Here is a 21,920-nt window from a genome sequence, read left to right as displayed (position 1 = left end):
CCGGTTCAGACCGCCGGACGGCTCGGCAGCTTGGCGACGTTGTCCATCGCCTCGCCCTGCCGCGCAGCCTTCATCGCCGCCTCTTCCTCGAGCATTTTGTCATGCTCGGCAAAGAGACGCTCGATCTCGGTGCGGCGTTCGAGCAGCGTATAGGCAATCCCCGGCGCAAGGCTCTCGCCCTCGCCGATCTGCCCGAGCAATGCTGCCAGATCGCTCACCGTCGCATCGCGCGCTGATTTGAAGAAATGGCCTTTCCGATCGAAAAAGCCGGTGCCCGTATGTGCCATGATCAAATCCTCCGACTGAGATTCAATCCCGTGCGCGGGAAATACCGCGACTCGGCATGGGAAAGTGTCTCGCAACAAGGCCCTGTAGGGCAGGGTGGAGCGCGAAATCGGGCGGTTCATCAACAGTCTGGCGCGAATCTACAACAAGGCGCGTAAGTTTGTTTCCGGCGGCCGCAGCAATAATTCTGCTTGACGCATGAAACGCCCCCGCCCTGCACCCGTCAAGCGCCGCTTGAGTGGAGACAAAGGGCGCCGGACAGTCGACAAAAGGGGGGTCAAAGGGGTGCCAAGCGGGGGTCAAGTGGGGGCTAACTTGGGGTCAAATCGAGGCTGGAGGGGGTCTGGCGGGGGTCTGGCAGGGGTCTGAAACAACGCTTTTGTTGGCTTGCCCGAGACGGATCCCAACTTCGCCGCCAAAATCAGCGAAAAATCCCTGAAAAACATCCCGCCGGAGCTTTCCCATGCCGAAAATGCGGCGGGTAGGAAAGCAGCGCGGGGGCACGATGCGGAAGGCGTGGAAATCGCTCCGGGCAGTCTGGCCAAGCACTTAGCAGCGCTGCCACACCTGTCCGCACCCCTGATCCGGAGGTCGCAATGTCCCGTTCGCTTTCGCCTGCCCGCCTCGGCCTCGCAATGCTCGCCCTGGGCCTGCCCGCGCAAGCGTGGGCGAACACACCCGAGGAATTGTCAGCCCCCACGCCGCTCGATTTCGGGGACGTGCGCAAGAAAACCGATGCGCTGATTGCGGACATCATCGCCAACAAGGGAACGCCGACCTTGCGCGCTGCCTTGAGCGAGAATGCCCTGCTCGCCGAAAAAACCAGCCAGATCAATCTGCTGGTCACCCAGTACGAAAGCCTCGTTGCGACCTATGGCAAGCCGGAGCAATGCGTGGGTCTGGAGCAGAGCTACCGTTCCAGCCTGCGGATCACCACCAGCTATGTCTGCCAGCACCGCGACTTGCTGGTGCGCTGGCTGTTCGAAGTTGACCGCCTGCCCAAGGGCTGGACCTACTCGAACATCAGCTTCAAGAGCGACTTCTAACGCTGGGAGGGCGCGCCTTTTCGCGCCCTATTCCAGTTCGAGGATCACCGCATCCACCGCCAGGCTTTCGCCCTCGGCGGCGTTGATCTTGGCGATCACGCCTTCCTTTTCGGCGCGCAGGATGTTCTCCATCTTCATCGCCTCCACGGTCGCCAGCGGCTGGCCGGGCTGGACGGTGTCGCCCTCGGCCACGTGCAGCTTCACCAGCATCCCGGGCATCGGGCAGATGAGGAGGCGCGAGAGATCGGGTGGGATCTTTTCGAGCATCAGCGATTCATGCCGTGCAAGCCGCTGCGGGATCACCAGCGCGCTATGCGCCGCGCCGCGGGTGGTCAACTTCCACTGGTTGCCGATGCGCTCGACGATCAGGCCAAGGCGATAGGTCTCGCCGCCCGCGACCGATCCGGTCGCTTCGGCCTGCACCATGCCCGGACGCCAGGTGCAGGTGCCCTCGACCTTCACGCCATCCACCAGCGCATGGCCTTCATGCAGGCTGACGTGGAAGCGCTCGTCCCCCAGCTTCACCAGCCATTCGCTCGTCACCGGCTGCGGCGCATCGAGCTGGCCGGTGATGTGGCGGCTGCGTGATTGCAGGGAGAATTCATTGCCCGCGCACACCGCGGCGAGGATGCGCTTCAGATCATCCGCAGTCGCCGCGCCGTGGAAGCCTTCGGGATATTCCTCGGCGATGAAGCCCGTTGTGAGCTCGCCCGAGCGGAAGCGCGGGTGCTGCATGATCGCGGAGAGGAAATCGACGTTATGGCCGAGCCCCTTGATGCGGAAATTGTCGAGCGCCTCGATCTGAAGGTCCGCCGCTGCGTCGCGGGTGGGGGCCCAGGTGATGAGCTTGGCAATCATCGGATCGTAGAAGCGCGAAACCTCGCCGCCTTCATAGACGCCGTCGTCAACCCGCACCGAGCCGGTGCCGCGTGCAACCCCGCGCCGCGCCTTGCCCGCGACAGTCTCGTCCTCGCTCCAGCCGGCCAGCGGGGGCGAATAATGCACCAGCCGTCCGGTGGAGGGCAGGAAGCCGCGATAGGGGTCTTCGGCATAGACGCGGTTTTCGATCGCCCAGCCGTCGATCCCGATATCGTCCTGCGTGAAGGCCAGCTTCTCGCCCGCGGCCACGCGGATCATCTGCTCGACAAGGTCGATGCCGGTGATCGCTTCGGTGACGGGGTGTTCGACCTGAAGCCGGGTGTTCATTTCGAGGAAGTAGAAGCTCTCCCCCGTCGGGTCCGCGCCGCTGACGATCAGCTCGACCGTGCCCGCAGAGTAATATCCCACCGCGCGCGACAGGGCGACGCATTGCTCGCCCATCGCCTTGCGCATCTTGGGCGTGACGAAGGGCGACGGCGCTTCCTCGACCACCTTCTGGTGGCGGCGCTGGATCGAGCATTCGCGCTCGTTGAGGTAAAGGATGTTACCGTGCTGATCGCCGAGGATCTGGATCTCGATGTGGCGCGGGTTGAGGATGAACTTCTCGATGAAGACGCGGTCATCGCCGAAGGAATTGAGCCCCTCGCGCTTCACGCTTTCAAAGCCCTCGCGCACGTCGGCCTCGTTATAGGCGAGGCGCATCCCCTTGCCCCCGCCGCCGGCCGAGGCCTTCATCATCACTGGATAGCCGATCTCGTTGGAGATGCGCACCGCGTGCTCGGTATCCTCGATCTCGCCGACGAAACCGGGGACGACATTGACGCCCGCCTCTTTCGCCAGCTTCTTGGATTCGATCTTGTCGCCCATCGCGGCGATTGCGCCCACCGGCGGGCCGATGAAGGCGATGCCTTCCTTGGCCAGCGCTTCCGCGAAGGAGGTGCGTTCAGAGAGGAAGCCGTAGCCCGGGTGCACAGCCTCGGCCCCGGTCTGCTTGCACGCGGCGATGATCTTGTCGGCGATCAGATAGCTTTCGGCCGCAGGCGACGGCCCGATATGCACCGCCTCGTCCGCCATCGCCACAAAGGGCGCGCGCGCATCGGCATCGGAATAGACCGCGACGGTCTTGATCCCCATCTTGCGGGCAGTGGTGATGACCCGGCAGGCGATCTCGCCGCGGTTGGCAATCAGGATTTTCGCAAACAAGGGTTTGGGCCTCTCTCCAAAGGGGCATGTCTTGCCAGCGGCTATGCCGAGGGTTTGGCTGGCAGGCAAGCTAGCGGATTTGGGGCTTCAGCCGGGGACTTCGACCAGTTCCTTCAGCTCTGCGGTGCGCATCCGGGTGAGGCGGGTCTTGCAGGTGGCGACGAGGAAGGGTTCAAGGCTCCCCATGCGCGCGGTGTAGCCGTCGGTGCGGCAATGGGCGTCGCGGTAGCGCAGCCAGCCGCGCTGGGCTTCGAGCAGGCTCCTGAAGAAGCCCGGGCGCTTGTCAGACGAGCCGAGCGCGTCCCATTCGATATCGCGCTGCTTCATCACTTCGGCAGTAATGGCCCATTGCGCGTTGAGCGCAGCATCGGCGGCCTCGTAGTCCTGCCCCGCGCACCAGTTCATCTCCTGCTGGAATTGCGGATCGGCGCAGTTCCATTCGGGCACGGGAGGCTCCGCCGATTGCAGCAACAGCGGGAGGATCAGCGCGAGCGTCATGCGGCAGACCTTTCGGCAAAGGCGATGAGACTATCGGCATAGGCGGGCGCGCCCCGCCGGTCACCCTCGCCGCTGACGAGGGTCTGCACCGCGCGGCCCAGCATGGCGATGTTGGCAGGCGAGAGGCTGCCCAGCGGTTCGACGTAAATCCCGATGCCGAACAGGATCGCCCCCGTCTGCGGCAAGCGCCGGAGCGTCTGGCGTTCGGAGCGCACGAACAGCGTCTCGCCAGCGTTGTCCGGCGTGACATGGGCGAAGGCCTCTTGCGGAGGCCGGTCGGGGAGCCAGCGGCGCTCCCCCGTGGCCGCGATGAACCAGTTGCACCGGCCATAGATCGGGCCGGGGCGCAGGGTTTCCATGAAGCGGTCGACGCCGGTGGCGAGTTGTTCTTCATAGCCAGCGATGGGCGCATGGAGAGCGCGCAGGGGGAGGCCGATTTTGTCCGCAGGGTGCCAGTCGGAGGGCCATGCGACCGCCGCGCCGATCAGGCGATAGACCTCCTCGCCTTCGCGTCTGGTCAGCAGGCACAGGTCTTCGTGGACGGCGAGCGCGGCTTCGGGGAGCGCGCCTTCCTGCCCGAGCATCGCGGCAAGCTCGCGGCCCGGAGCGTCCACCTCAGGGGTGAGCTGCACGCCCTGTGGCCAATGCGCAAACCCCTCGGCCCGCGCGGCCAGATCGGGCGCGGGCTGGAGCCAGCCCTGCTCCTCCAGTTTGACCAGCCCCATGCGCAGCTGCCCGCCCCCGCGCGCCTTGGGGAGCAGATCATCGACGGAGAAGCCGAGGGTCATCGGGTGATCTCCGTCGCCCCTGCGCAGGCAGGGGCCCATCCTGCCTCGACTGCGCCACCAACAGAGCGTGATGGATCCCCGTCTGCGCGGGGAAGACGGGGGTTGGTCATGGGATCACCCTCCCCGCTTCTCGCAGCGCAGCACCATGCCGTATTCCTCGAGGTAATCGGCCCCGGTCGGCAGGAGATATTGCAGCGCCTCGGGCAGCAAGCCGTGCAAGCTCGTGGCGTGACGCAGTTCGGTCCGCCGGTCGGAGAAGCAGTAGGGCTGCGATGGCGGCAGGCTGGAAAGCAGGCGCATCATCCCCGTCTCGGTCGCCCCGCCCTCATCGGCAAGGCTGAGGTAGAGCGGCGGGCGCTTGCCCTCGCCCAGAGGCTTGCGGCTCAGCGCTTCGAAATCCCATTGCAGGCTGGGGCTGATCGCCGCGTAGCCGGTGAACATGGCGGGCGCGGTGGCCCAGGTTTCGACCACGAAATGCCCCGCCGCGCTCTCGCCGACGAGGACAGATGTGCCATCGGTGCGGAAGCGCGCCTCGACCATCGGCTTGACGATATCCGCGATCCACGCGCGGAAGGCGGCGCTTTGCCCTGCTGTGGGGTAGCGCTTGGCCTCGGCCTCGTCGGCGGTCGGCGGGAGCAATTCGCGCTGGCGGTTCCTGGTTGCGATCCCGACAATGATCGCGTCCTTGCTGCGCCCCCAGATGGTGTTCCAGCGCTGGAGCCCGGCGCCCATAAACAGGTCCTGCGCCTCACCGCCATCGAGCAGATAGACCACCGGCCAGCGTTTGTCCGGCTCTTCGCCGTAGCCGAGTGGCAGGACGATATTGACCTCGCGGGCCTCGCCCAAGGCATCGAGCGTCACCGTCTCGCCAATGGTCAGCGGCTGGGGCTCAGGGCTTTGCGCCTGCCCGACCGCCGCCGCCGTCAGGGCCAGCGCAGCCAAGGCGGCGCGGGTCCAGTCGGTGCGGGGGTGGGTCATTGCGAACTTTCTGGTTTCAAGGGGCCGGATTGCGGGCTTTTCAATGTCTCGTCGCGATAGCCGGGACAGCGGCAGCCCAAACAGGTGCAAAACATCTCCGGCTCCATTCCGCCATGATGGTAGCCAATCTCATGGCCGCAATTGAGGCAGTCACAGGCCATTTGAGAGCGTCTCATTCCTCACAACACACAAATAACCGTTCGGGCTGAGCTTGTCGAAGCCCTGCCCTTTCTTCTGCACTTTCGGCGAAAAAGAAAAGCGGCCCTTCGACAAGCTCAGGGCGAACGGAGGGAGGCGGGGCTACTCCGCCGCCTCGTCCAGCCCCTCGCCCAGCGGCGGCATGTTGTGGCCGAGCAGCACGAGGATATCCGCCGCGCATTCCACCACGTTGGAGCCGGGGCCGTAGATCCCCTGCACCCCTGCCTCGCGCAGATAGTCGTAGTCCTGCGGGGGGATCACGCCGCCTGCGGTCACCTTGATGTCGCCCCGCCCGGCTTCGCGAAGGAGCCGGATCAGTTCGGGGATCAGGGTCTTGTGGCCCGCCGCAAGGCTCGACGCGCCGACCACGTCGACATCGTGTTCGAGCGCCATCGCGGCCGATTCCTGCGGGGTCTGGAACAGCGGGCCGGAGACGACCTCGAAACCCATGTCGCCGAACGCGCTGGCGATCACATTCGCGCCGCGATCGTGGCCGTCCTGGCCCATCTTGGCGATCATGATGCGGGGCTTGCGGCCCAAGCGGCGGCCCACGGCTTCGACCCCGTCCGTCACCTGCGCCCAGCGGCGGTCGAATTCATAGGCGCTGGCATAGACGCCCGTGACCGGCGCAGGCGTCGCATCGTGGCGGCCAAACACCTCTTCCATCGCCGAAGAAATCTCGCCCAGCGTCGCATCGTGGCGCGCGGCTTCCACCGCCAGAGCGAGCAGGTTTGCGCCCGACTTGCACCCGTCCGTCAGTGCCGCCAGCGCCGCGCGGCAGGCGGCCTCGTCACGCCCTTCGCGCACCTTGGCGAGGCGGGCGATCTGGCCGGCGCGCACCTTCTGGTTGTCGACTTCCAGCGTCTCGAGCGCGTCCTCGGCATCCTTGCGGTACTTGTTGACGCCGACGATCACGGTCTCGGCCTTGTCGACCTTGGTCTGCTTTTCCGCCGCCGCGCGTTCGATCGCGGCCTTGGGCGCGCCGGTGGCGACGAAGGCGGTCATCCCGCCTGCCGCGTCCACTTCCTCGATCAGCTTCCATGCTTCTTCGACGAGGGTGGCAGTCAGCGCCTCGATGTAATGCGAGCCGCCGAGCGGATCGACGACGCTCGTGATGCCGCTTTCCTCTTGCAGCACCAGCTGCGTGTTGCGGGCGATGCGGGCGCTGAAATCGGTGGGGAGCGCGATGGCTTCATCGAGCGCGTTGGTGTGGAGCGACTGCGTGCCGCCCAGCACCGCCGCCATCGCCTCGACCGTCGTGCGGATGACGTTGTTATAGGGGTCCTGCTCCTGCAAGCTCACGCCCGAAGTCTGGCAGTGGGTGCGCAGCATCTTGGAGCGTTCGTCCTTCGCCCCCAGCCCGTCCATCACGCGGTACCACAAGGTGCGCGCGGCGCGCAGCTTGGCGATCTCCATGAAGAAGTTCATGCCGATGCCGAAGAAGAAGCTGAGGCGGCCCGCGAAAGCGTCGATATCGAGGCCAGCGGCCATGGCGCGGGTGGCATATTCCTTGCCGTCGGCGATGGTGAAGGCAAGCTCCTGCACCGCCGTCGCCCCGGCCTCGTGCATGTGGTAGCCCGAGATCGAAATCGAGTTGAATTTCGGCATGTTGGCCGAGGTATATGCGATGATGTCCGAGATGATCCGCATGCTCGGCTCGGGCGGGTAGATATAGGTGTTGCGGACCATGAACTCCTTCAGAATGTCGTTCTGGATCGTGCCATCCAGCTTGTCCTGCGACACGCCCTGACGTTCCGCCGCAACGATGAAGAAGGCCAGCACCGGGATCACCGCGCCGTTCATCGTCATCGAGACGGACATGGAATCCAAGGGGATCTGGTCGAACAGGATCTGCATATCCGCGACCGTGTCGATCGCCACGCCCGCCTTGCCGACATCGCCGACCACGCGCGGGTGATCGGAGTCGTAACCGCGGTGGGTGGCGAGGTCGAAGGCGACCGAAAGCCCCTTCTGCCCCATCGCCAGATTGCGGCGGTAGAAGGCGTTCGATTCCTCGGCGGTCGAGAAGCCCGCATATTGCCGGATCGTCCACGGACGGCCCGCATACATGCTTGCCTTCACCCCGCGCGTGAAAGGCGCGAAGCCGGGCAGGCCCGGATCGAAGCCTTCGTGATCGTCTGCCGTGTAGAGCGGCTTGATCGCGAAGCCCTCGGGCGTGTGCCAGGTGAGATCGCGGCCCTTGACTTCCTTGGCGGCGAGGGCGTTCCAGTCGGACAGGGTGGGTTTGTCGGTCATTTCTCAACCATTTCCGTTCGTGTCGAGCGAAGTCGAGACACCGTTCTCGGGCATCTCGACTGCGCACTGCGTGCTCCGCTCGATACGAACGGAGATGGGCGCGATTAGTGCCCCTTGAATTCCGCTTTCCGCTTCTGGAGGAAGGCCATGCCGCCCTCCATCGCGTCCTTGGTCGCGCCGGCGATGCGCTGGCCCTCGGCCTCGGCGAGCAGCACCATCTGGAGGTTCTGGTCCATCGCGGTGGCGATGTTGCGCTTCATCGTGGCGTAGGCAACCGTCGGGCCGTTCGCGAGCTTCTCCGCCAGCGCGCGGGCTTCGCTCATCAGGTCAGCATCCTCGACGCACTTGTAGACGAGGCCCCATTCCTCGGCCTGGCTACCGGAGATCTTCTCGCCCAGCATCATCATGCGGGTGGCACGCGCGCGGCCGATGGCGCGGGCGAGCAGCCAGGTCGAGCCGCCATCGGGGACAAGGCCGATATTGACGAAGGCTTGCAGGAAATAGGCGCTCTTGGCCGCGATAGTGAAGTCCGCCGCCAGCGCGAGCGAGCAGCCGACACCCGCCGCCGGGCCATTGACCGCGCAGATCACCGGCACATTCGCGCGGATGATCTGGCTGATCGCGGGGTTGTAGTGATTGATCAGCGCCTCGTGGCTACCGCCCTTGCCGCCCAGCGCAGAGCCGCTCCCGCGAGCGGACAAATCCGCGCCCGAGCAGAAGCCCTTGCCCTCGCCCGTGATCAGCACCGCGCGCGCATCGCCAAGGTCATAGAAGGCCTGACCCAGCTCGTCCGCCATCGCGGGCGGCATGGCGTTGAGCCGCTCGGGGCGGTTGAGGGTGATGGTCAGCAGCGGGCCGTCACGTTCAACGCGGATGGTTTCGTAGGACATTTTCAGACAACTCCCGTTCGCCCTGAGCCTGTCGAAGGGCCGTTCTTCCTTCTGGCGTGGCGATCAAAGTGAAGTGCGGGGCTTCGACAAGCTCAGCCCGAACGGCTCTATGTTAATTAGACCAGTGCGCATCCTCGCGCGGGGTCTCCATGATCTCGGTAAGCATGCCGCCCATGTCCTTGGGATGGACGAAAAAGATAGGGGTGCCGTGCGCGCCGATGCGGGTGGGGCCGAGGATGCGCTTGCCGAGGCTCTCGAACTCGGCGCGCGCCTCGGCAATATCGGGCACTTCGAAGCACAGATGATGCTGCCCGCCGAGCGGGTTCTTGGCGAGGAAGCCTGCGAGGGTGGAGTTTTCCCCCAAGGGCTCGATCAGTTCGATCTGCGTCCCGTTCATCACCCCGTCCGCACCGGGGGTGTCGACGAAGCAGACCTTCACGCCCTGCTCCTCAAGGTCGAAGGGCGTATGGATCTTCGTCGCGCCCATCACGTCGCGGTAGAAGGCGATGCTATCGGCGATGGAGGGCGTGGCGACCCCGATGTGGTTCAATCGGCCGAGTTTCATGGTTTCCAGTCCTTGCTAGTTTCATTCCGCACAGAGACGATGAGCTTGTCGTAGACCAAGTTCATGAATTGCCGAGCATCGGAAGGTTCTTTGAAATAGACATACACGCCGAGACCATCATTGACCGCCGAGCGTGGATCAAACTCAGCACCGCGCGTTGAATTCCAATCCCTCCATTCCTGGAGAACTTGTTGGCGCATTGGCAGCAAGTAATCAGCAATCGCTGCATCCACTGCAGCTTCAGGCGTGCCATAGTCTTCAGGCCAATCCTGATGACAATAGGCACCCAAGAATTGATAGAGCGTCGGCCAACGCTCTTCGGCCTCCAACCTAATCTCGCGCGTTTTCTTGCTCATAGCGGAATATTGTCATGCTTCTTCCACGGGTTCTCCAGCTGCTTCGTCCGCAGCTTCCTTAGCCCCAGCGCGATGCGCTTCCGGGTCGAGTGCGGGTAGATCACCTCGTCGATATAGCCACGCTGGGCTGCGACGAAGGGGTTGGCGAAGCGGTCTTCGTATTCCTTGGTCCGCTCGGCGATCTTGGCGGGGTCGTCCTTTTCCTGGCGGAAGATGATCTCCACCGCGCCCTTGGCGCCCATCACCGCGATTTCGGCGGTGGGCCAAGCATAATTCAAATCACCGCGCAGGTGCTTCGAAGCCATCACGTCATAGGCCCCGCCGTAAGCCTTGCGGGTGATGACGGTGATCTTGGGCACGGTCGCCTCGGCATAGGCGAACAGCAGCTTCGCGCCGTGCTTGATGATCCCGCCCAGTTCCTGCGCCGTGCCGGGGAGGAAGCCGGGGACGTCGACGAAGGTGACGATCGGGATCTCGAAGGCATCGCAGAAGCGCACGAAACGCGCGGCCTTCTTCGAGGAATTGATGTCGAGCACGCCCGCCAGCACCATCGGCTGGTTCGCGACTACGCCGACGGTGCGGCCTTCCACGCGGCCGAAACCGCAGATGATGTTGCCCGCGTGGGCCGGCTGGATCTCGAAGAAATCGCCCTCGTCCAGCACCTTGGTGATCACCTCGTGCATGTCATAGGGCTGGTTGGCATTGTCGGGGATCAGCGTGTCGAGGCTGTTGTCGATCCGGTCCCACGCATCGCCGGTGGGGAGCACCGGGGCCTCGTCGCGGTTCGACAGCGGCAGGAAATCGAAGAAGCGGCGGGTCGCCAGCAACGCATCGACATCGTTTTCGTAGGCGAGATCGGCGACGGAAGTCTTGGTGGTGTGGGTGATTGCGCCGCCAAGTTCCTCCTGCGTCACGACCTCGTTGGTGACGGTCTTCACCACATCGGGGCCGGTGACGAACATGTAGGAGCTGTCCTTCACCATGAAGATGAAGTCGGTCATCGCAGGCGAATAGACCGCCCCGCCCGCACACGGCCCCATGATCAGGCTGATCTGCGGGACGACGCCGGATGCGAGCACATTTCGCTGGAACACCTCGGCATAGCCGCCGAGCGATGCGACGCCCTCCTGAATGCGCGCCCCGCCCGAATCGTTGAGGCCGATCACCGGCGCGCCGACCTTCATCGCGGTGTCCATCACCTTGCAGATCTTCTCGGCATGGCGTTTGGAGAGGCTTCCGCCGAACACGGTGAAATCCTGCGAGAACACATAGACCAGCCGGCCATTGATCGTGCCGCTGCCCGTCACCACCCCGTCGCCCGGAATGCGCTGGGTTTCCATGCCGAAATCCATGCAGTCGTGTTCGACATAGGTGTCGATTTCCTCGAAGCTGCCTTCGTCGAGCAGCACGTCGAGGCGTTCACGCGCGGTCAGCTTGCCCTTGGCGTGCTGGGCTTCGATGCGCTTGGCCCCGCCACCCATCCGGGCAGCTTCGCGGCGACGTTCCATTTCGGCGATATTGGCGGACACGAAGGGTTCCTCTCCTGTGGCTCTCTTGGCGCAATGCGTTGCCTTAGCGCGTTCCAAGCGTCAACGTGGCAAAAGTGGCGGGAGTTTGTCGATGAACAGGGCCGATGTGCTGGTGGTGGGCGGCGGGATTGCGGGGCTGAGCCTTGCAGGCCGGCTTGCACCGCATATGCAGGTGGTGGTGCTGGAGGGCGAGAGCGCGCCGGGATACCACGCCTCGGGCCGCTCGGTCGCCTTTGGGCATTACGGCCTCGGCAATGAGCCGGTGCGCGATCTGACCGCGCTGAGCATGACGGAGCTGGCCGCGCATGGCTCGGTGCATCCGGCGCTCCATATCGCGCACGCAGAAGAGATCGCGGCGCTCGATGCGCTGGAGGATGTGCACCGCCACTATGCTTGCGATTACACGCGGGCCGGGCCGGAGGAGGCCCGCGCCCTGATGCCCGCGCTGAAGGCGGAGGCCTGCGCGGCGGCGCTGATCGACCATGCTTCGCTGAAGCTCGATACGCACGCAATGCTGCAAGCCTGCATCGCGGTTTTGCGCGAACACAACGGCAAGCTGGTGACGGGCGCGCGGGTCAGCGCGATTGCCCGTGACGGCAGCGGCTGGCGGGTGCAAACGGCGGCGGGCGACTTCGCTGCGCCGATCCTCGTCAATGCGGCGGGGGCCTGGGCGGACGCAATTGCGCGGATGGCGGGCGTCACGCCCATCGGGATCGAGCCGCGCCGCCGCACGGTGATCTCCTTTGCAGCACCCGAAGGCGAGGATGTGAGCCACTGGCCCTTCACCAAGACCGTGGGCGAAGGCTTCTACCTCCTGCCCGAGGGGCGCGGGGCGCTGCTCGCTTCCAGCATGGACCAGACCCCGTCCGAGCCTTGCGATGCGGCAGCCGAAGAACTCGACATCGCGATCGCGGCAGACCGCGTGGAGCAGGCGACCACGCTTCCTATCCGCCGCATCGCCCATAGCTGGGCGGGCCTCAGGAGCTTTGCGCCGGACGAGCTTCCGGTGATCGGCGAGGCAGCAGGCGCGCCGGGGTTTTACTGGGTAGCCGGGCAAGGCGGCGCGGGGTTCCAGACCGCCCCTGCACTCTCGCGGATCGCGGCGGCGACGGTGCTGGGCCATGCCTTCCCCGAGGATGCGGCGGCGAAGGGGCTGTCCTTCGCAACCTTCAGCCCCGCGCGGCTGGGGGTCTAGAACCGCTGCATCACGCTCCGCGCCAGCGCGGGCGAGATCGAATAGACCGCGCGCAGCAGCTTCACCATGCCGACATTGGCTTCGGGCCGGTTACCTTCAATCGCGGCGATGATCTGGCGCGCGCATTCCTGCGGAGGCATCTTGGACATGTCGCGGTCGGCCGTCATCTGCGTGTCGACCACCGGCGGCAGGGCCTCGACCACGAGGATCGGTTCCTTGGCGAGCTGCGCGCGCAGGGCCATGGTGAAACTGCGTAGGCCCGCCTTGCTGGCGCAATATACCGAGCTTGCGGTGTTGGGCGCAATCGCCAGCCCGCTCGTCACATTGACGATCGCCGCTTCAGGGCGCGCCCGCAAGGCAGGGAGCAGCGCGGTGATGAGCCGCACCGGCGCGGAAAGGTTGGCGTAGAAGCACCCGTCCGCTTCGTCGGGATCAGGCAGGGCATTGCGCACATCATGCGGCACGCCGAGGCCGGCATTGTTGATGAGGATGTCGATGCTGCGATCCCCCAGCGCCGCGACCAGCGCATCGACGCCCGCCGCGTTCGAGAGGTCAGCGGCGATCACGTCAAACCCCTCGCCCCGCATCGCTTCGAGCCGCGCCGGATCGCGCCCGGTGAGGATCACGCTCGCGCCCTTGGCCTGCAATTGCCGCGCAATCTCGCGCCCGATGCCTGCGCTGCCGCCGGTCAGCAACACGGTCTTTCCGTTGACGTTCATTCTTCGCCCCTCATTTGAACAGCACCAGTTCCTCGGCCATGGTCGGGTGGATCGCCACGGTGGCGTCGAAATCGGCCTTGGTCAGCCCGGCCTTCACTGCGATGGCCGCCGCTTGCAGGATTTCGGGCGCGTCGGGGCCGATCATGTGGATGCCGACGATCCGATCGTTCGCGGCATCGACGATCATCTTGTAGAGGCAGCGCTCGTTACGGCCTGCCAGCACATTCTTCATCGGTCGGAAATCGGCCTGATAGACGCGGATATTGCCAAGCTGGTTGCGCGCCTCGCTCTCGGTCATGCCGACAGCGGCAATGGGCGGGTGGCTGAACACCGCAGCTGGCACGCAGGAATGATCGACCGCATAGGGCTCCACCCCGCCAAACACCGAATCCGCGAAAGCCTGCCCTTCGCGGATCGCGACGGGGGTAAGCTGCACCCGGTCGGTCACATCGCCCACGGCATAGATGTGATCGACATTGGTGCGGCTGAAGGCATCGACCAGGATCTCACCCCTTGTGCCGGTGGCAACGCCGACCGTCTCCAGCCCCAGACCTTCGATATTGGGCACGCGGCCGGTGGCGAACATCACCGCATCATATTCGGCTGCGTCCTGCCCGGTCAGCTTGACCAGCAGCGTGCCGTCAGCCTGCTTTTCAATGCTCTCGAACTCGGCATGGAACAGGAAGCAGATGCCCTTCACCATCGAGATCTGGAGCAGCCGGTCGCGCAACGCTTCGTCATAGCCGCGCAGGATCGTGTCGGACCGGTTGGCGATTGTCACCTTGCAGCCGAATTCGTTGAAGATGCCGGCGAATTCATTGGCGATATAGCCCCCGCCGGCAATCAGGATGCGGCGCGGCAGGGTGTCGAGATGGAAGGCCTCGTTCGAGGTGATGACATGCTCGCTGCCCGGAAAGGCGGGCACATGCGGGCGCGCGCCGGTGGCGATGAGGATGTATTTCGCCGTGATCACCTTGCCGCTCGCCAGCGTGATCTGGTGCGGGCCGGTGATCTCGGCGCGCTCGTTGATGGTGGTGACATTGTGGTTGGAGAGCGTCTGGCCATAGAGCCCCTCAAGCCGCGTCACATCGTTCTGGACGACATCGCGCAGCGCCTTCCAGTCGAAGCTCTTGCCCTCGATGGTCCAGCCGAACTGCTTGGCGTCCTCCAGATCCTCGGCAAAGTGGGCGCCGTAGACGAGCATCTTCTTGGGCACGCAGCCGCGGATCACGCAGGTGCCGCCGACCCGGTATTCCTCGGCCACCGCCACCCGCGCGCCGTGCGCGGCAGCGACGCGGCTGGCGCGCACCCCGCCCGAGCCTGCGCCGATGGTGAAGAGGTCATAATCAAATTCGGCCGACACCATGCTGCTCCCTGACTTGCGGGGAGCATATGGCGGCGGTCCGGGCAAAAAGCAAAAGGGCGGGAGTTTGCCGCTCCCGCCCTTTCATGCTTTGTGTCAGCCCTGTGCTGCGCGGGGGCGACCACCACCGCCGCCGCCGCCGCCGGGGCGACCGCGCCCGCGGCCACCGCGACCACGATTACCGCCGCCGCCATTATTGCCGCCAGCATTGGCGCCCTGGCCCTGCGCTCGACGATCACCGCCCTGATGCTGCGACCCCTGCGCGGGCTTGCCGCCCTGCGGACGACGATCACCCTGCGGACGGCGCTCGCCCTCGGCGCGGCGCTGTTCGCCCTGTTGCGGACGACGATCACCTTGCGGACGACGCTCGCCCTGAGGCGCACTGGCGGCACGGCGCTGTTCGCCCTGCTGCGGGCGACGTTCGCCATCCGGACGGCGATCACCCTGGGGCTTGCGCTGGCCGAGCGGACGGGCCTGCACCCGCTTCATCGGCTGGCGCGGCGCGGGCTTCTCGGGCCCTTCGCCTTCCACCACCGCGCGGAAATTGTCCGGCAGGGGCAGTCGTTCAAGCTCGGCGCCGGTCGTCTTGCGAATATCCTTGAGGTAGGCGCGCTCGTCCTCGGCGCAGAAGGCAATCGCCACCCCGTCGCGGCCCGCACGCGCGGTGCGGCCAATGCGGTGAACATATTGCTCAGGCACGTTGGGCAGCTCGTAATTGATCACGTGGCTGACGCCCGGAATGTCGATCCCGCGCGCGGCCACATCCGTGGCGATCAGCACCGGCACGCGCGCCTTGCGGAACTCGTCCAATGCGCGCTGGCGCTGCGGCTGCGACTTGTTGCCGTGGATCGCATTGCTCTCGATCCCGGCCTGTTGCAGCTTCTTCACCACGCGGTCCGCGCCGTGCTTGGTGCGGGTGAAGATCAGGATGCGCTCGAATTCGCCCGGCACCTGATGGCGGCGCTTGAGGATCATTTCGAGCAGGGCCGTCTTCTCGTCCTGCTGGACCATGAAGAGATACTGGTCGATGCGCTCGGCCGTGGTGCTTTCCGGTGTGACCGAAACCTGCACCGGATTGTGGCAATAGCCGCTCACCAGTTCCTTGATCGCCTTGGGCATGGTGGCGCTGAAGAACAGCGTCTGGCGATCCTTGGGCGCGAGCTCGCGGATCTTGCGCAGGGCGTGGATGAAGCCGAGATCGAGCATCTGATCGGCCTCGTCGAGCACCAGAACTTCGATGCCGTTGAGGTTCAGCGCCTTCTGGTCGATCAGATCAAGCAGACGGCCCGGGGTGGCGACCAGAATGTCGGTGCCGCGGTGCAGCTTGTTGCGATCCTTGCCCACGCTCGTGCCGCCGACGATGCATTGCACCTTCAGCCCGGCGAGCGCGCCGTAATCCTTGGCGCTGTCGGCAATCTGCACCGCCAGCTCGCGCGTCGGCGCCAGAACCAGCATGCGGCAGGACTTGAACGGGATCGGCTTGTCCGCCTCGCGCAGGCGATCGATGCTGGGGAGCATGAAGGCCGCGGTCTTGCCGGTGCCGGTCTGCGCGATGCCGAGCAGGTCGCGGCCCTTGAGCACCGGCGGGATCGCCTGTTCCTGGATCGGGGTGGGAGTGTTGTAGCCCTTCATGTCGAGGGCCTGGAGCACGGGCTGCGACAGCCCGAGGTCAGCAAAAGTAGTCATGTAATAGGTAACTCGCAAATATGCTGCGACGCGCTTCCGCCAATCCCAAACGGATTGCGGGCGCGGCGCGGGGGTTGAAACCGCCCGCGTGAAAAGGGAAGTCTTGGGGGTAGAACCGAAGTGCGGCCGGGGCGGATGCTTTCAGAATTCCGCCGCTTCACGCATGGCTAGCGCTCTTCGATGGGCGCCATGTGGGGGCTGCCCGGCGAAATGTCAAAGGATTATTGCGTCGCAGCAAAGGGCGACTGGATGCGGATCATGCCCTGATAGGTGCCGCTGACCGGATTGCCTGCCGCGTCGCGCGCCGGAGCAAGCGTGACCGCGCGGGTGATGCTGCGGCACATCTCCCTCGTCGTGATCGGATTGCGGAAACTGCGCGAGAGCTGGCAATTGGTCACCGTCCCGTCCGCCGCAACAGCCAGAGTGTAGCCGAGATCCTGCGTCAGCAGGCCGAGGTTGAAGGCGCGCTTTGTGACGCGGATGAAATCGATTTCGAGCAATTGGGCCAGCCGGGCACCCGTCACATCGGCGGAAATGGGCTGAAGTTCACTCGCCATCAGCGGCACTGCGAGCGCCAGAGCGGCGGGGACGAAACCGAGACGAAGCCAGTTCATGCGCGTGATCCTCGCAATACCATAGCCCCTGAAGCCTATGGAAGATCACATGATTTCAGGCGATCGTCAATCCTTGCCGCGCAATTCCAGAAAATTGAGCCGCCCCTGATAGGTGCCCTCGACGCTCGCGCCGCTGGCGTCCTGCGCGGGCTCGAAGGTGTGATGCTTGAGCAGCACCTCGCACAGCTTCTCGTTGACGTAGTTCATGCGGAACTTTTCGGTCAGCTGGCAATCGGTTGGCGTGCCGGCCTGATCGACCGACAGGGTGTATCCCACCTCGGCGCGCCAGACGCGCAGGCGCGAGGAGGCGGTGAGGAATTCGCGCTCGCCGTCGAAAGACACCAACCGCGCCGGCTTCACCTTGGACCGCGCCGTGCCGTCGCCCTGATTGTCTTGGGCAAGCGCGCTGCCGGCACAGCCAAGCGCGAGGAGGACAGCGGCGGTAAGGCGCAGGTGCTTCATGGTGGTCCTTGAGGTCGCAGGATGCGGGAGGAGACGAATCTGCGGGCAAGGATAGAAGGTTGCGTCCGGCGTGCAAATCTTGCCGCGCTCATGGGGCATTTTTGCGGATAATGTCGCAAGGCGGCGGGCCTTGCGACATATCCTTATCCACTTACGTAAATATGCAACAGCGCGGTAAAATTTCCGCAATATCTGACACGGCACGGCTCAGCCAGGTGTGGCGATCATGCATCACGCCGCTCAGGCAAGACCGGCTGCCGCCATCAGCGCCTGGGTGCTCGGATCGAACTGCCCTTCCCCGCTGTCGATCTGCTTGGCGATCGCCTTGCCCAGCTCCACCCCGAACTGGTCGAAGGGATTGATCCCCATCAGGACCGCATTGGCGAAGGTGCGCTGTTCGTGGAAGGCGATCAGCGCGCCGAGCGCCGCCGCATCGCAATCATCGACGAGGATCGTGGTCGAGGGCCGATCCCCCGGATAGGCGCGCGCAGGGTCGTCCGAAGGCTTGCCCGCCATCAGCGCCGCCCCTTGCGCAAGGCAGTTCATCAGCAAGGTGCGGTGATGCGCGGGATCAAGCTCGTCGCCCGGCGCGATGCTGGCCAGAAAATCGACCGGGATGAGATGCGTGCCCTGATGCAGCAGCTGGAACACAGCGTGCTGCGCGTCGGTGCCCACCCCGCCCCAGGTGACAGCCGCGGTCGGCCCGTCGACCGGCGTTCCATCGGCCTTCACGCTCTTGCCGTTCGATTCCATTTCGAGCTGCTGGAGATAGTCGGGCAGCAGCGCGAGCCGCTCGTCATAGGCGAAGACCGCGCGGGTCTGGCAGCCGCGCAGGCGGGTGTAATACTGGTCCGCGAAAGCCGCGAGCAGCGGGGCATTGGCGCGGCCTTCGGTGCTGCGGAAGTGATCATCCACCGCCTTGGCGCCGGTCAGCATCGCGGTGAATTCCTCAATCCCGATGGCGAGCGCGATCGGGAAGCCGATGCTGGAGAACAGCGAATAGCGCCCGCCCACGCTTTCGGGGAAAGGCAGCACGCGGGTCTCGTCCACGCCCCATTCCACCGCCTTGTCCGGCGCGGCGGTGAGCGCCACCACGCGGCCGCCGGGATCGGTGACGCCATTCTCCGCCAGCCACTTCAGCGCGCTGGCCGCATTGGTCATGGTCTCGATGGTGGTGAAGGTCTTGGAGGCAAGAGCGATCAGCGTGGTCGCCGGATCGCAGGCGGCGAAGGCCTGTTCCAGCGCCAGCCCGTCAATGTTCGAGACGACATGGACATCGACCAGCGCGAGGTCACGGGTCAGCGCGTCGATGGCGAGCGCGGGGCCCAGTGCCGATCCGCCGATGCCGATGGCGATGCAGTGGCGCACTTCGCCCAGCGCCCCTTCGTGGATCGCTTCCACCAGCATCCCCATGCGCGCCAGCAGCGCCTCGGCCTCCTCGACCGCCGCGGGTGTGCCGCTGCCGCGCAGCGCGCCGTGGGTGGCCGCGCGGCCCTCGGTCACGTTGATGATGCCGCCGCCGAACAGCGCCTCGCGCGCAGGGCCAAAGCCCATGGCCTCGGCCAGCGCTTCGAAAGCGGCGAGTTCAGGTTCGCCCAGATGGGTCTTGGAAAAGTCGATCCGCATGCCGGCCGTCGCTTCGTCGCCAAGGCCGATGGGCCATGCAATGCGGCGGGTCATGGCCTCCACGCGGGCCGGATCGCCAGCGAACAGCGCGTCCAGCCGCTGCGGCGCCAATGCAGAGAGGTCCGCCCAGATTTGCGCTGCCACACCCCCGCCTGCCATTTCGCCCGATCCGCTCATGTCCGTTCCCCTTTGCGCTGCTGCGCGGCTGCGAGTAAGGGCAAGGGCGATGGATGTTAAGACCCAATCGCTCGGGCAAGTGCCCCGCGCCGCAGACATTGCGGGTTCTGGTGACAGCTGGGGCGGATTTGTGTGGTTTATCATCAAGCTGTTGCTCGCCGTGCTGGCGATCAGGGTATTCGTATTCTCGCCATTCTCGATCCCTTCCGAGAGTATGCTGCCACGGCTGATGAACGGGGATTACCTGCTCGCGGCCAAGTGGCCCTATGGCTATTCGCGCCAGTCCCTGCCGTTTGATGTGCCGCTGCCGCATGGCCGTCTGCTGGGCGGCGCGCCGGAGCGCGGCGATGTGGTGATCTTCAAGCATCCGGTCGACGGGCGCGACTATATCAAGCGGGTGATCGGACTGCCGGGAGACAGCGTGGCGGTGATGGGCGGCCAGCTGGTGCTGAACGGCGCGCTGGTGAAGCGCGAGCGGCTCTCCGATTTCCTCATCCCCACCTCGCTCAATACGGGGTGCGAATGGGGCGGCGAGACGGCGCGCATGGGCGATGGGCGCGAGGCCTGCCGCTATGTCCGTTTCCGCGAGACCCTGCCCGGCGGCAAGGCTTACGAGGTGCTCGACTTCGGGCTCACCACCGGCGACAGCTTCGCCCCCGTCACTGTGCCCGAAGGCGCGATGTTCGTGATGGGCGACAACCGCGACAATTCGCGCGACAGCCGCTGGCCGGCGGCCGAAGGCGATGCGGTGGGGCTCGTCCCGCTCGACCGGCTGGTCGGCCGCGCCGCGCTGGTGGTGTGGTCAACCGATGGCAGCGCGAGCTGGCTGAACCCGATCTCTTGGTTCTCCGCCGCGCGCTGGGCGCGGATCGGTGGGATGCTGTGAGCAGTCTCGATCCCGCCGCCCGCGAATGGCTCGCCTCGCAGGGCTTCATCGTCACCAACGAGACCCCCTGGCTCGAAGCCCTGACCCATGGCAGCTATAACGGCGCCGGCCCCGGCGGGGCGACCGATTACCAGCGGCTCGAATTCCTCGGAGACCGCGTGCTCGGCCTCTCGGTCGCCAGCTGGCTCTACCGCGCGGGCGACGGACCGGAGGGCAAGCTTTCGCAGCGGTTGAACGCGCTCGTCAGCGGGGCGACCTGCGCACGGATTGCGCGGGTGATCGGGCTTCCCGCGCACATCCGGCTCGGCAAGCAGGCGCGCGATGATGGCGGGGCAGATAGCGACAAGATTTTGGGCGATGTGATGGAGGCGCTGATCGGTGCCTGCTTCATCGAACACGGCTTTGATACGGCGCGCGATGCGATCTACCGGCTGTGGGCGGGCGAACTGGAAGGCGATGTCGGCAAGGCCAAGCATCCCAAGAGCGCATTGCAGGAATGGGCCGCAGGCAATCGCCGCGCCATGCCGCATTACGAAGTGGTGGACCGCGCCGGCCCCGATCACGCGGCGCGCTTCACCGTGCGCGTGAGCATCCGCAATGTCGGCCACGCCGAAGCCACGGCCAACTCCAAGGGCGAGGCCGAAAGGCTCGCCGCCAAGGCCTTTCTGGAGGCCTTCGGGTAAGCGAAAGAATGATGGAAGAACACACCACCCCCACCCGCTGCGGCATGGTTGCCGTGCTCGGCGCGCCCAATGCGGGCAAATCGACCCTTGTGAACGCCCTCGTCGGCCAGAAGGTCGCGATCACCAGCGCCAAGGCGCAGACCACCCGCGCGCGGATGCTCGGCATTGCCCTGCATGACCTCGCGGACGGCACGCCGGTGCAGATGATTTTGGTCGATACCCCCGGCATCTTCGCCCCGCGCCGCCGGCTCGACCGCGCAATGGTGAGCGCGGCATGGGAAGGCGCAGAGGCTGCTGACGCGGTGCTGCTGATGGTCGATCCGATCAAGCAGCGCCGCCATGAACTCGAGCCGCTGCTGGAGGCGCTCGCAGGTCGCCCGGAGCGCAAGATTCTCGTCCTCAACAAGGTCGACCGCGCCAAGAAGGAGCCGCTGCTGGCGCTCGCGCAGGAGCTTGCGGCCAAGGTCGATTTTGCCGAGATCTTCTTTATCTCTGCTCTCACCGGCGAAGGCGTGCCCGAGATGAAAGAAACGCTCGCCAGGCTGATGCCCGAGGGCGAATGGATGTATCCCGAAGATCAGGTCTCGGACGCCTCCGAACGCCTGCTCGCCGCCGAGATCACCCGCGAACAGCTCTACCAGCAGCTCCACGAGGAACTGCCCTATGACAGCGCGGTGCGGCCCGAGAAATACGAGGTGCGCCCCGATGGCAGCGTGGAAATCCACCAGCAGATCGTCGTCACCCGCGACAACCAGCGCGCAATCGTGCTCGGCAAGGGCGGATCGAAGATCAAGGCCATCGGGGCCGCCGCGCGCGCGGAATTGATGGAGGTGCTGGGGGTGAAGGTGCACCTCTATTTGCACGTGAAGGTTCTGGAGAACTGGGCCGAGGACAAGGAAGTGTTCGAGGAAATCGGGCTCGACTGGGTGCGGTAGGGGCGCCTTCTTTCGTCGCCCTGATGCCAGCATCACGCGCTTCGTGTCCGCAAAAAAGTAGTGTAGACCTCCACCGGGGGCCCAACTCGGGCTTGGGGGGACA

At 65.3% G+C, this 21,920-nt stretch carries 21 protein-coding genes; 5 read left to right on the top strand and 16 right to left on the bottom strand.

What is annotated here, in order from left to right; all coding sequences use genetic code 11:
* Positions 1-5: 5 nt before the first annotated feature.
* Positions 6-287 carry a hypothetical protein gene (locus RSE14_RS00955; RefSeq protein ID WP_324075323.1) on the bottom strand — a complete coding sequence of 94 codons (282 nt, stop codon included), beginning with the start codon at positions 285-287 and terminating at the stop codon, positions 6-8.
* Between the two features lie 594 nt (positions 288-881).
* Here RSE14_RS00955 and RSE14_RS00950 point away from each other — a divergent pair.
* Positions 882-1,331, top strand: coding sequence for a hypothetical protein (locus RSE14_RS00950; protein ID WP_324075321.1), 450 nt, complete (start codon positions 882-884; stop codon positions 1,329-1,331).
* Positions 1,332-1,358: 27 nt separating this feature from the next.
* On the opposite strand, the gene RSE14_RS00945 is transcribed toward RSE14_RS00950, so the two are convergent.
* The 9 genes from RSE14_RS00945 to RSE14_RS00905 form a co-directional block, all read right to left on the bottom strand.
* A complete protein-coding gene (locus RSE14_RS00945) occupies positions 1,359-3,413 on the bottom strand; it encodes an ATP-binding protein (RefSeq protein ID WP_324075319.1) in 2,055 nt (684 codons plus the stop codon).
* A gap of 87 nt (positions 3,414-3,500) precedes the next feature.
* Positions 3,501-3,911: a lysozyme inhibitor LprI family protein gene (locus RSE14_RS00940; protein ID WP_324075317.1), complete on the bottom strand. Its 411-nt coding sequence runs from the start codon at positions 3,909-3,911 to the stop codon at positions 3,501-3,503.
* Positions 3,908-4,699 (bottom strand): heme-dependent oxidative N-demethylase family protein, encoded by a 792-nt coding sequence (locus tag RSE14_RS00935; protein ID WP_324075315.1) that lies wholly within the window; start codon positions 4,697-4,699, stop codon positions 3,908-3,910. The genes RSE14_RS00940 and RSE14_RS00935 overlap by 4 nt, the downstream gene beginning before the upstream one ends.
* Before the next feature lie 114 nt (positions 4,700-4,813).
* Complete coding sequence (locus RSE14_RS00930) at positions 4,814-5,677, bottom strand: alpha/beta hydrolase (protein WP_324075313.1); 864 nt, start codon at positions 5,675-5,677, stop codon at positions 4,814-4,816.
* A 300-nt stretch (positions 5,678-5,977) separates the two neighbouring features.
* A complete protein-coding gene (gene scpA / locus RSE14_RS00925) occupies positions 5,978-8,131 on the bottom strand; it encodes a methylmalonyl-CoA mutase (RefSeq protein ID WP_324075311.1) in 2,154 nt (717 codons plus the stop codon).
* A 104-nt stretch (positions 8,132-8,235) separates the two neighbouring features.
* Positions 8,236-9,021, bottom strand: coding sequence for an enoyl-CoA hydratase-related protein (locus RSE14_RS00920; protein WP_324075309.1), 786 nt, complete (start codon positions 9,019-9,021; stop codon positions 8,236-8,238).
* A gap of 112 nt (positions 9,022-9,133) precedes the next feature.
* Positions 9,134-9,586, bottom strand: coding sequence for a methylmalonyl-CoA epimerase (mce, locus tag RSE14_RS00915; RefSeq protein WP_324075307.1), 453 nt, complete (start codon positions 9,584-9,586; stop codon positions 9,134-9,136).
* On the bottom strand, positions 9,583-9,942 hold the full coding sequence (locus RSE14_RS00910) for a contact-dependent growth inhibition system immunity protein (protein WP_324075306.1): 360 nt from the start codon (positions 9,940-9,942) through the stop codon (positions 9,583-9,585). Before RSE14_RS00910 ends, mce begins: the two co-directional genes overlap by 4 nt.
* Entirely contained in the window at positions 9,939-11,471 is a 1,533-nt protein-coding gene (locus tag RSE14_RS00905) for an acyl-CoA carboxylase subunit beta (RefSeq protein ID WP_324075304.1), read from the bottom strand. The genes RSE14_RS00910 and RSE14_RS00905 overlap by 4 nt, the downstream gene beginning before the upstream one ends.
* 91 nt (positions 11,472-11,562) lie before the next feature.
* On the opposite strand from RSE14_RS00905, the gene RSE14_RS00900 reads away from it, so the two are divergent.
* Positions 11,563-12,666: an NAD(P)/FAD-dependent oxidoreductase gene (locus RSE14_RS00900; RefSeq protein WP_324075302.1), complete on the top strand. Its 1,104-nt coding sequence runs from the start codon at positions 11,563-11,565 to the stop codon at positions 12,664-12,666.
* On the opposite strand, the gene RSE14_RS00895 is transcribed toward RSE14_RS00900, so the two are convergent.
* From RSE14_RS00895 to pgi, 6 genes are all read right to left on the bottom strand, one after another.
* Complete coding sequence (locus RSE14_RS00895) at positions 12,663-13,385, bottom strand: SDR family oxidoreductase (RefSeq protein WP_324075300.1); 723 nt, start codon at positions 13,383-13,385, stop codon at positions 12,663-12,665. The two genes, RSE14_RS00900 and RSE14_RS00895, sit on opposite strands and share 4 nt — an antisense overlap.
* A gap of 10 nt (positions 13,386-13,395) precedes the next feature.
* Positions 13,396-14,751 carry a glutathione-disulfide reductase gene (gene gorA, locus RSE14_RS00890; RefSeq protein WP_324075299.1) on the bottom strand — a complete coding sequence of 452 codons (1,356 nt, stop codon included), beginning with the start codon at positions 14,749-14,751 and terminating at the stop codon, positions 13,396-13,398.
* A gap of 93 nt (positions 14,752-14,844) precedes the next feature.
* Complete coding sequence (locus RSE14_RS00885; RefSeq protein WP_324075297.1) at positions 14,845-16,434, bottom strand: DEAD/DEAH box helicase; 1,590 nt, start codon at positions 16,432-16,434, stop codon at positions 14,845-14,847.
* Positions 16,435-16,655: 221 nt separating this feature from the next.
* Entirely contained in the window at positions 16,656-17,048 is a 393-nt protein-coding gene (locus tag RSE14_RS00880; protein ID WP_324075295.1) for a hypothetical protein, read from the bottom strand.
* A 66-nt stretch (positions 17,049-17,114) separates the two neighbouring features.
* On the bottom strand, positions 17,115-17,510 hold the full coding sequence (locus RSE14_RS00875; RefSeq protein WP_324075294.1) for a hypothetical protein: 396 nt from the start codon (positions 17,508-17,510) through the stop codon (positions 17,115-17,117).
* 240 nt (positions 17,511-17,750) lie between these two features.
* Positions 17,751-19,295: a glucose-6-phosphate isomerase gene (pgi, locus tag RSE14_RS00870; RefSeq protein ID WP_416379388.1), complete on the bottom strand. Its 1,545-nt coding sequence runs from the start codon at positions 19,293-19,295 to the stop codon at positions 17,751-17,753.
* Positions 19,296-19,362: 67 nt separating this feature from the next.
* Here pgi and lepB point away from each other — a divergent pair, with 67 nt between their 5' ends.
* The 3 genes from lepB to era are packed head-to-tail and all read left to right on the top strand — an operon-like array spanning position 19,363 to position 21,817.
* Positions 19,363-20,199, top strand: a complete 837-nt coding sequence (gene lepB, locus RSE14_RS00865) for a signal peptidase I (RefSeq protein WP_324075290.1) — start codon at positions 19,363-19,365, stop codon at positions 20,197-20,199.
* Complete coding sequence (gene rnc, locus RSE14_RS00860) at positions 20,196-20,882, top strand: ribonuclease III (RefSeq protein ID WP_324075288.1); 687 nt, start codon at positions 20,196-20,198, stop codon at positions 20,880-20,882. The genes lepB and rnc overlap by 4 nt, the downstream gene beginning before the upstream one ends.
* Positions 20,883-20,893: 11 nt before the next feature.
* Positions 20,894-21,817, top strand: coding sequence for a GTPase Era (gene era, locus RSE14_RS00855; protein ID WP_324076950.1), 924 nt, complete (start codon positions 20,894-20,896; stop codon positions 21,815-21,817).
* Positions 21,818-21,920 lie beyond the last annotated feature (103 nt).

This window comes from Erythrobacter sp., from assembly GCF_035194505.1.
GTDB lineage: Bacteria > Pseudomonadota > Alphaproteobacteria > Sphingomonadales > Sphingomonadaceae > Erythrobacter.
The sequence above is the reverse complement of the archived record's forward strand: the minus strand, read 5'-3'. Positions and strand labels throughout refer to the sequence as shown.

Coding starts and splice junctions, on each gene's coding strand:
- RSE14_RS00895 (WP_324075300.1), bottom strand. CDS start 13,385: ATGAACGTCAACGGAAAGACCGTGTTGCTGACCGGCGGCAGCGCAGGC.
- RSE14_RS00900 (WP_324075302.1), top strand. CDS start 11,563: ATGAACAGGGCCGATGTGCTGGTGGTGGGCGGCGGGATTGCGGGGCTG.
- pgi (WP_416379388.1), bottom strand. CDS start 19,295: ATGGCAGGCGGGGGTGTGGCAGCGCAAATCTGGGCGGACCTCTCTGCA.
- mce (WP_324075307.1), bottom strand. CDS start 9,586: ATGAAACTCGGCCGATTGAACCACATCGGGGTCGCCACGCCCTCCATC.
- RSE14_RS00950 (WP_324075321.1), top strand. CDS start 882: ATGTCCCGTTCGCTTTCGCCTGCCCGCCTCGGCCTCGCAATGCTCGCC.
- RSE14_RS00875 (WP_324075294.1), bottom strand. CDS start 17,510: ATGAAGCACCTGCGCCTTACCGCCGCTGTCCTCCTCGCGCTTGGCTGT.
- RSE14_RS00940 (WP_324075317.1), bottom strand. CDS start 3,911: ATGACGCTCGCGCTGATCCTCCCGCTGTTGCTGCAATCGGCGGAGCCT.
- RSE14_RS00880 (WP_324075295.1), bottom strand. CDS start 17,048: ATGAACTGGCTTCGTCTCGGTTTCGTCCCCGCCGCTCTGGCGCTCGCA.
- RSE14_RS00935 (WP_324075315.1), bottom strand. CDS start 4,699: ATGACCCTCGGCTTCTCCGTCGATGATCTGCTCCCCAAGGCGCGCGGG.
- RSE14_RS00885 (WP_324075297.1), bottom strand. CDS start 16,434: ATGACTACTTTTGCTGACCTCGGGCTGTCGCAGCCCGTGCTCCAGGCC.
- scpA (WP_324075311.1), bottom strand. CDS start 8,131: ATGACCGACAAACCCACCCTGTCCGACTGGAACGCCCTCGCCGCCAAG.
- gorA (WP_324075299.1), bottom strand. CDS start 14,751: ATGGTGTCGGCCGAATTTGATTATGACCTCTTCACCATCGGCGCAGGC.
- era (WP_324076950.1), top strand. CDS start 20,894: ATGGAAGAACACACCACCCCCACCCGCTGCGGCATGGTTGCCGTGCTC.
- RSE14_RS00955 (WP_324075323.1), bottom strand. CDS start 287: ATGGCACATACGGGCACCGGCTTTTTCGATCGGAAAGGCCATTTCTTC.
- lepB (WP_324075290.1), top strand. CDS start 19,363: ATGGATGTTAAGACCCAATCGCTCGGGCAAGTGCCCCGCGCCGCAGAC.
- RSE14_RS00920 (WP_324075309.1), bottom strand. CDS start 9,021: ATGTCCTACGAAACCATCCGCGTTGAACGTGACGGCCCGCTGCTGACC.
- RSE14_RS00930 (WP_324075313.1), bottom strand. CDS start 5,677: ATGACCCACCCCCGCACCGACTGGACCCGCGCCGCCTTGGCTGCGCTG.
- RSE14_RS00910 (WP_324075306.1), bottom strand. CDS start 9,942: ATGAGCAAGAAAACGCGCGAGATTAGGTTGGAGGCCGAAGAGCGTTGG.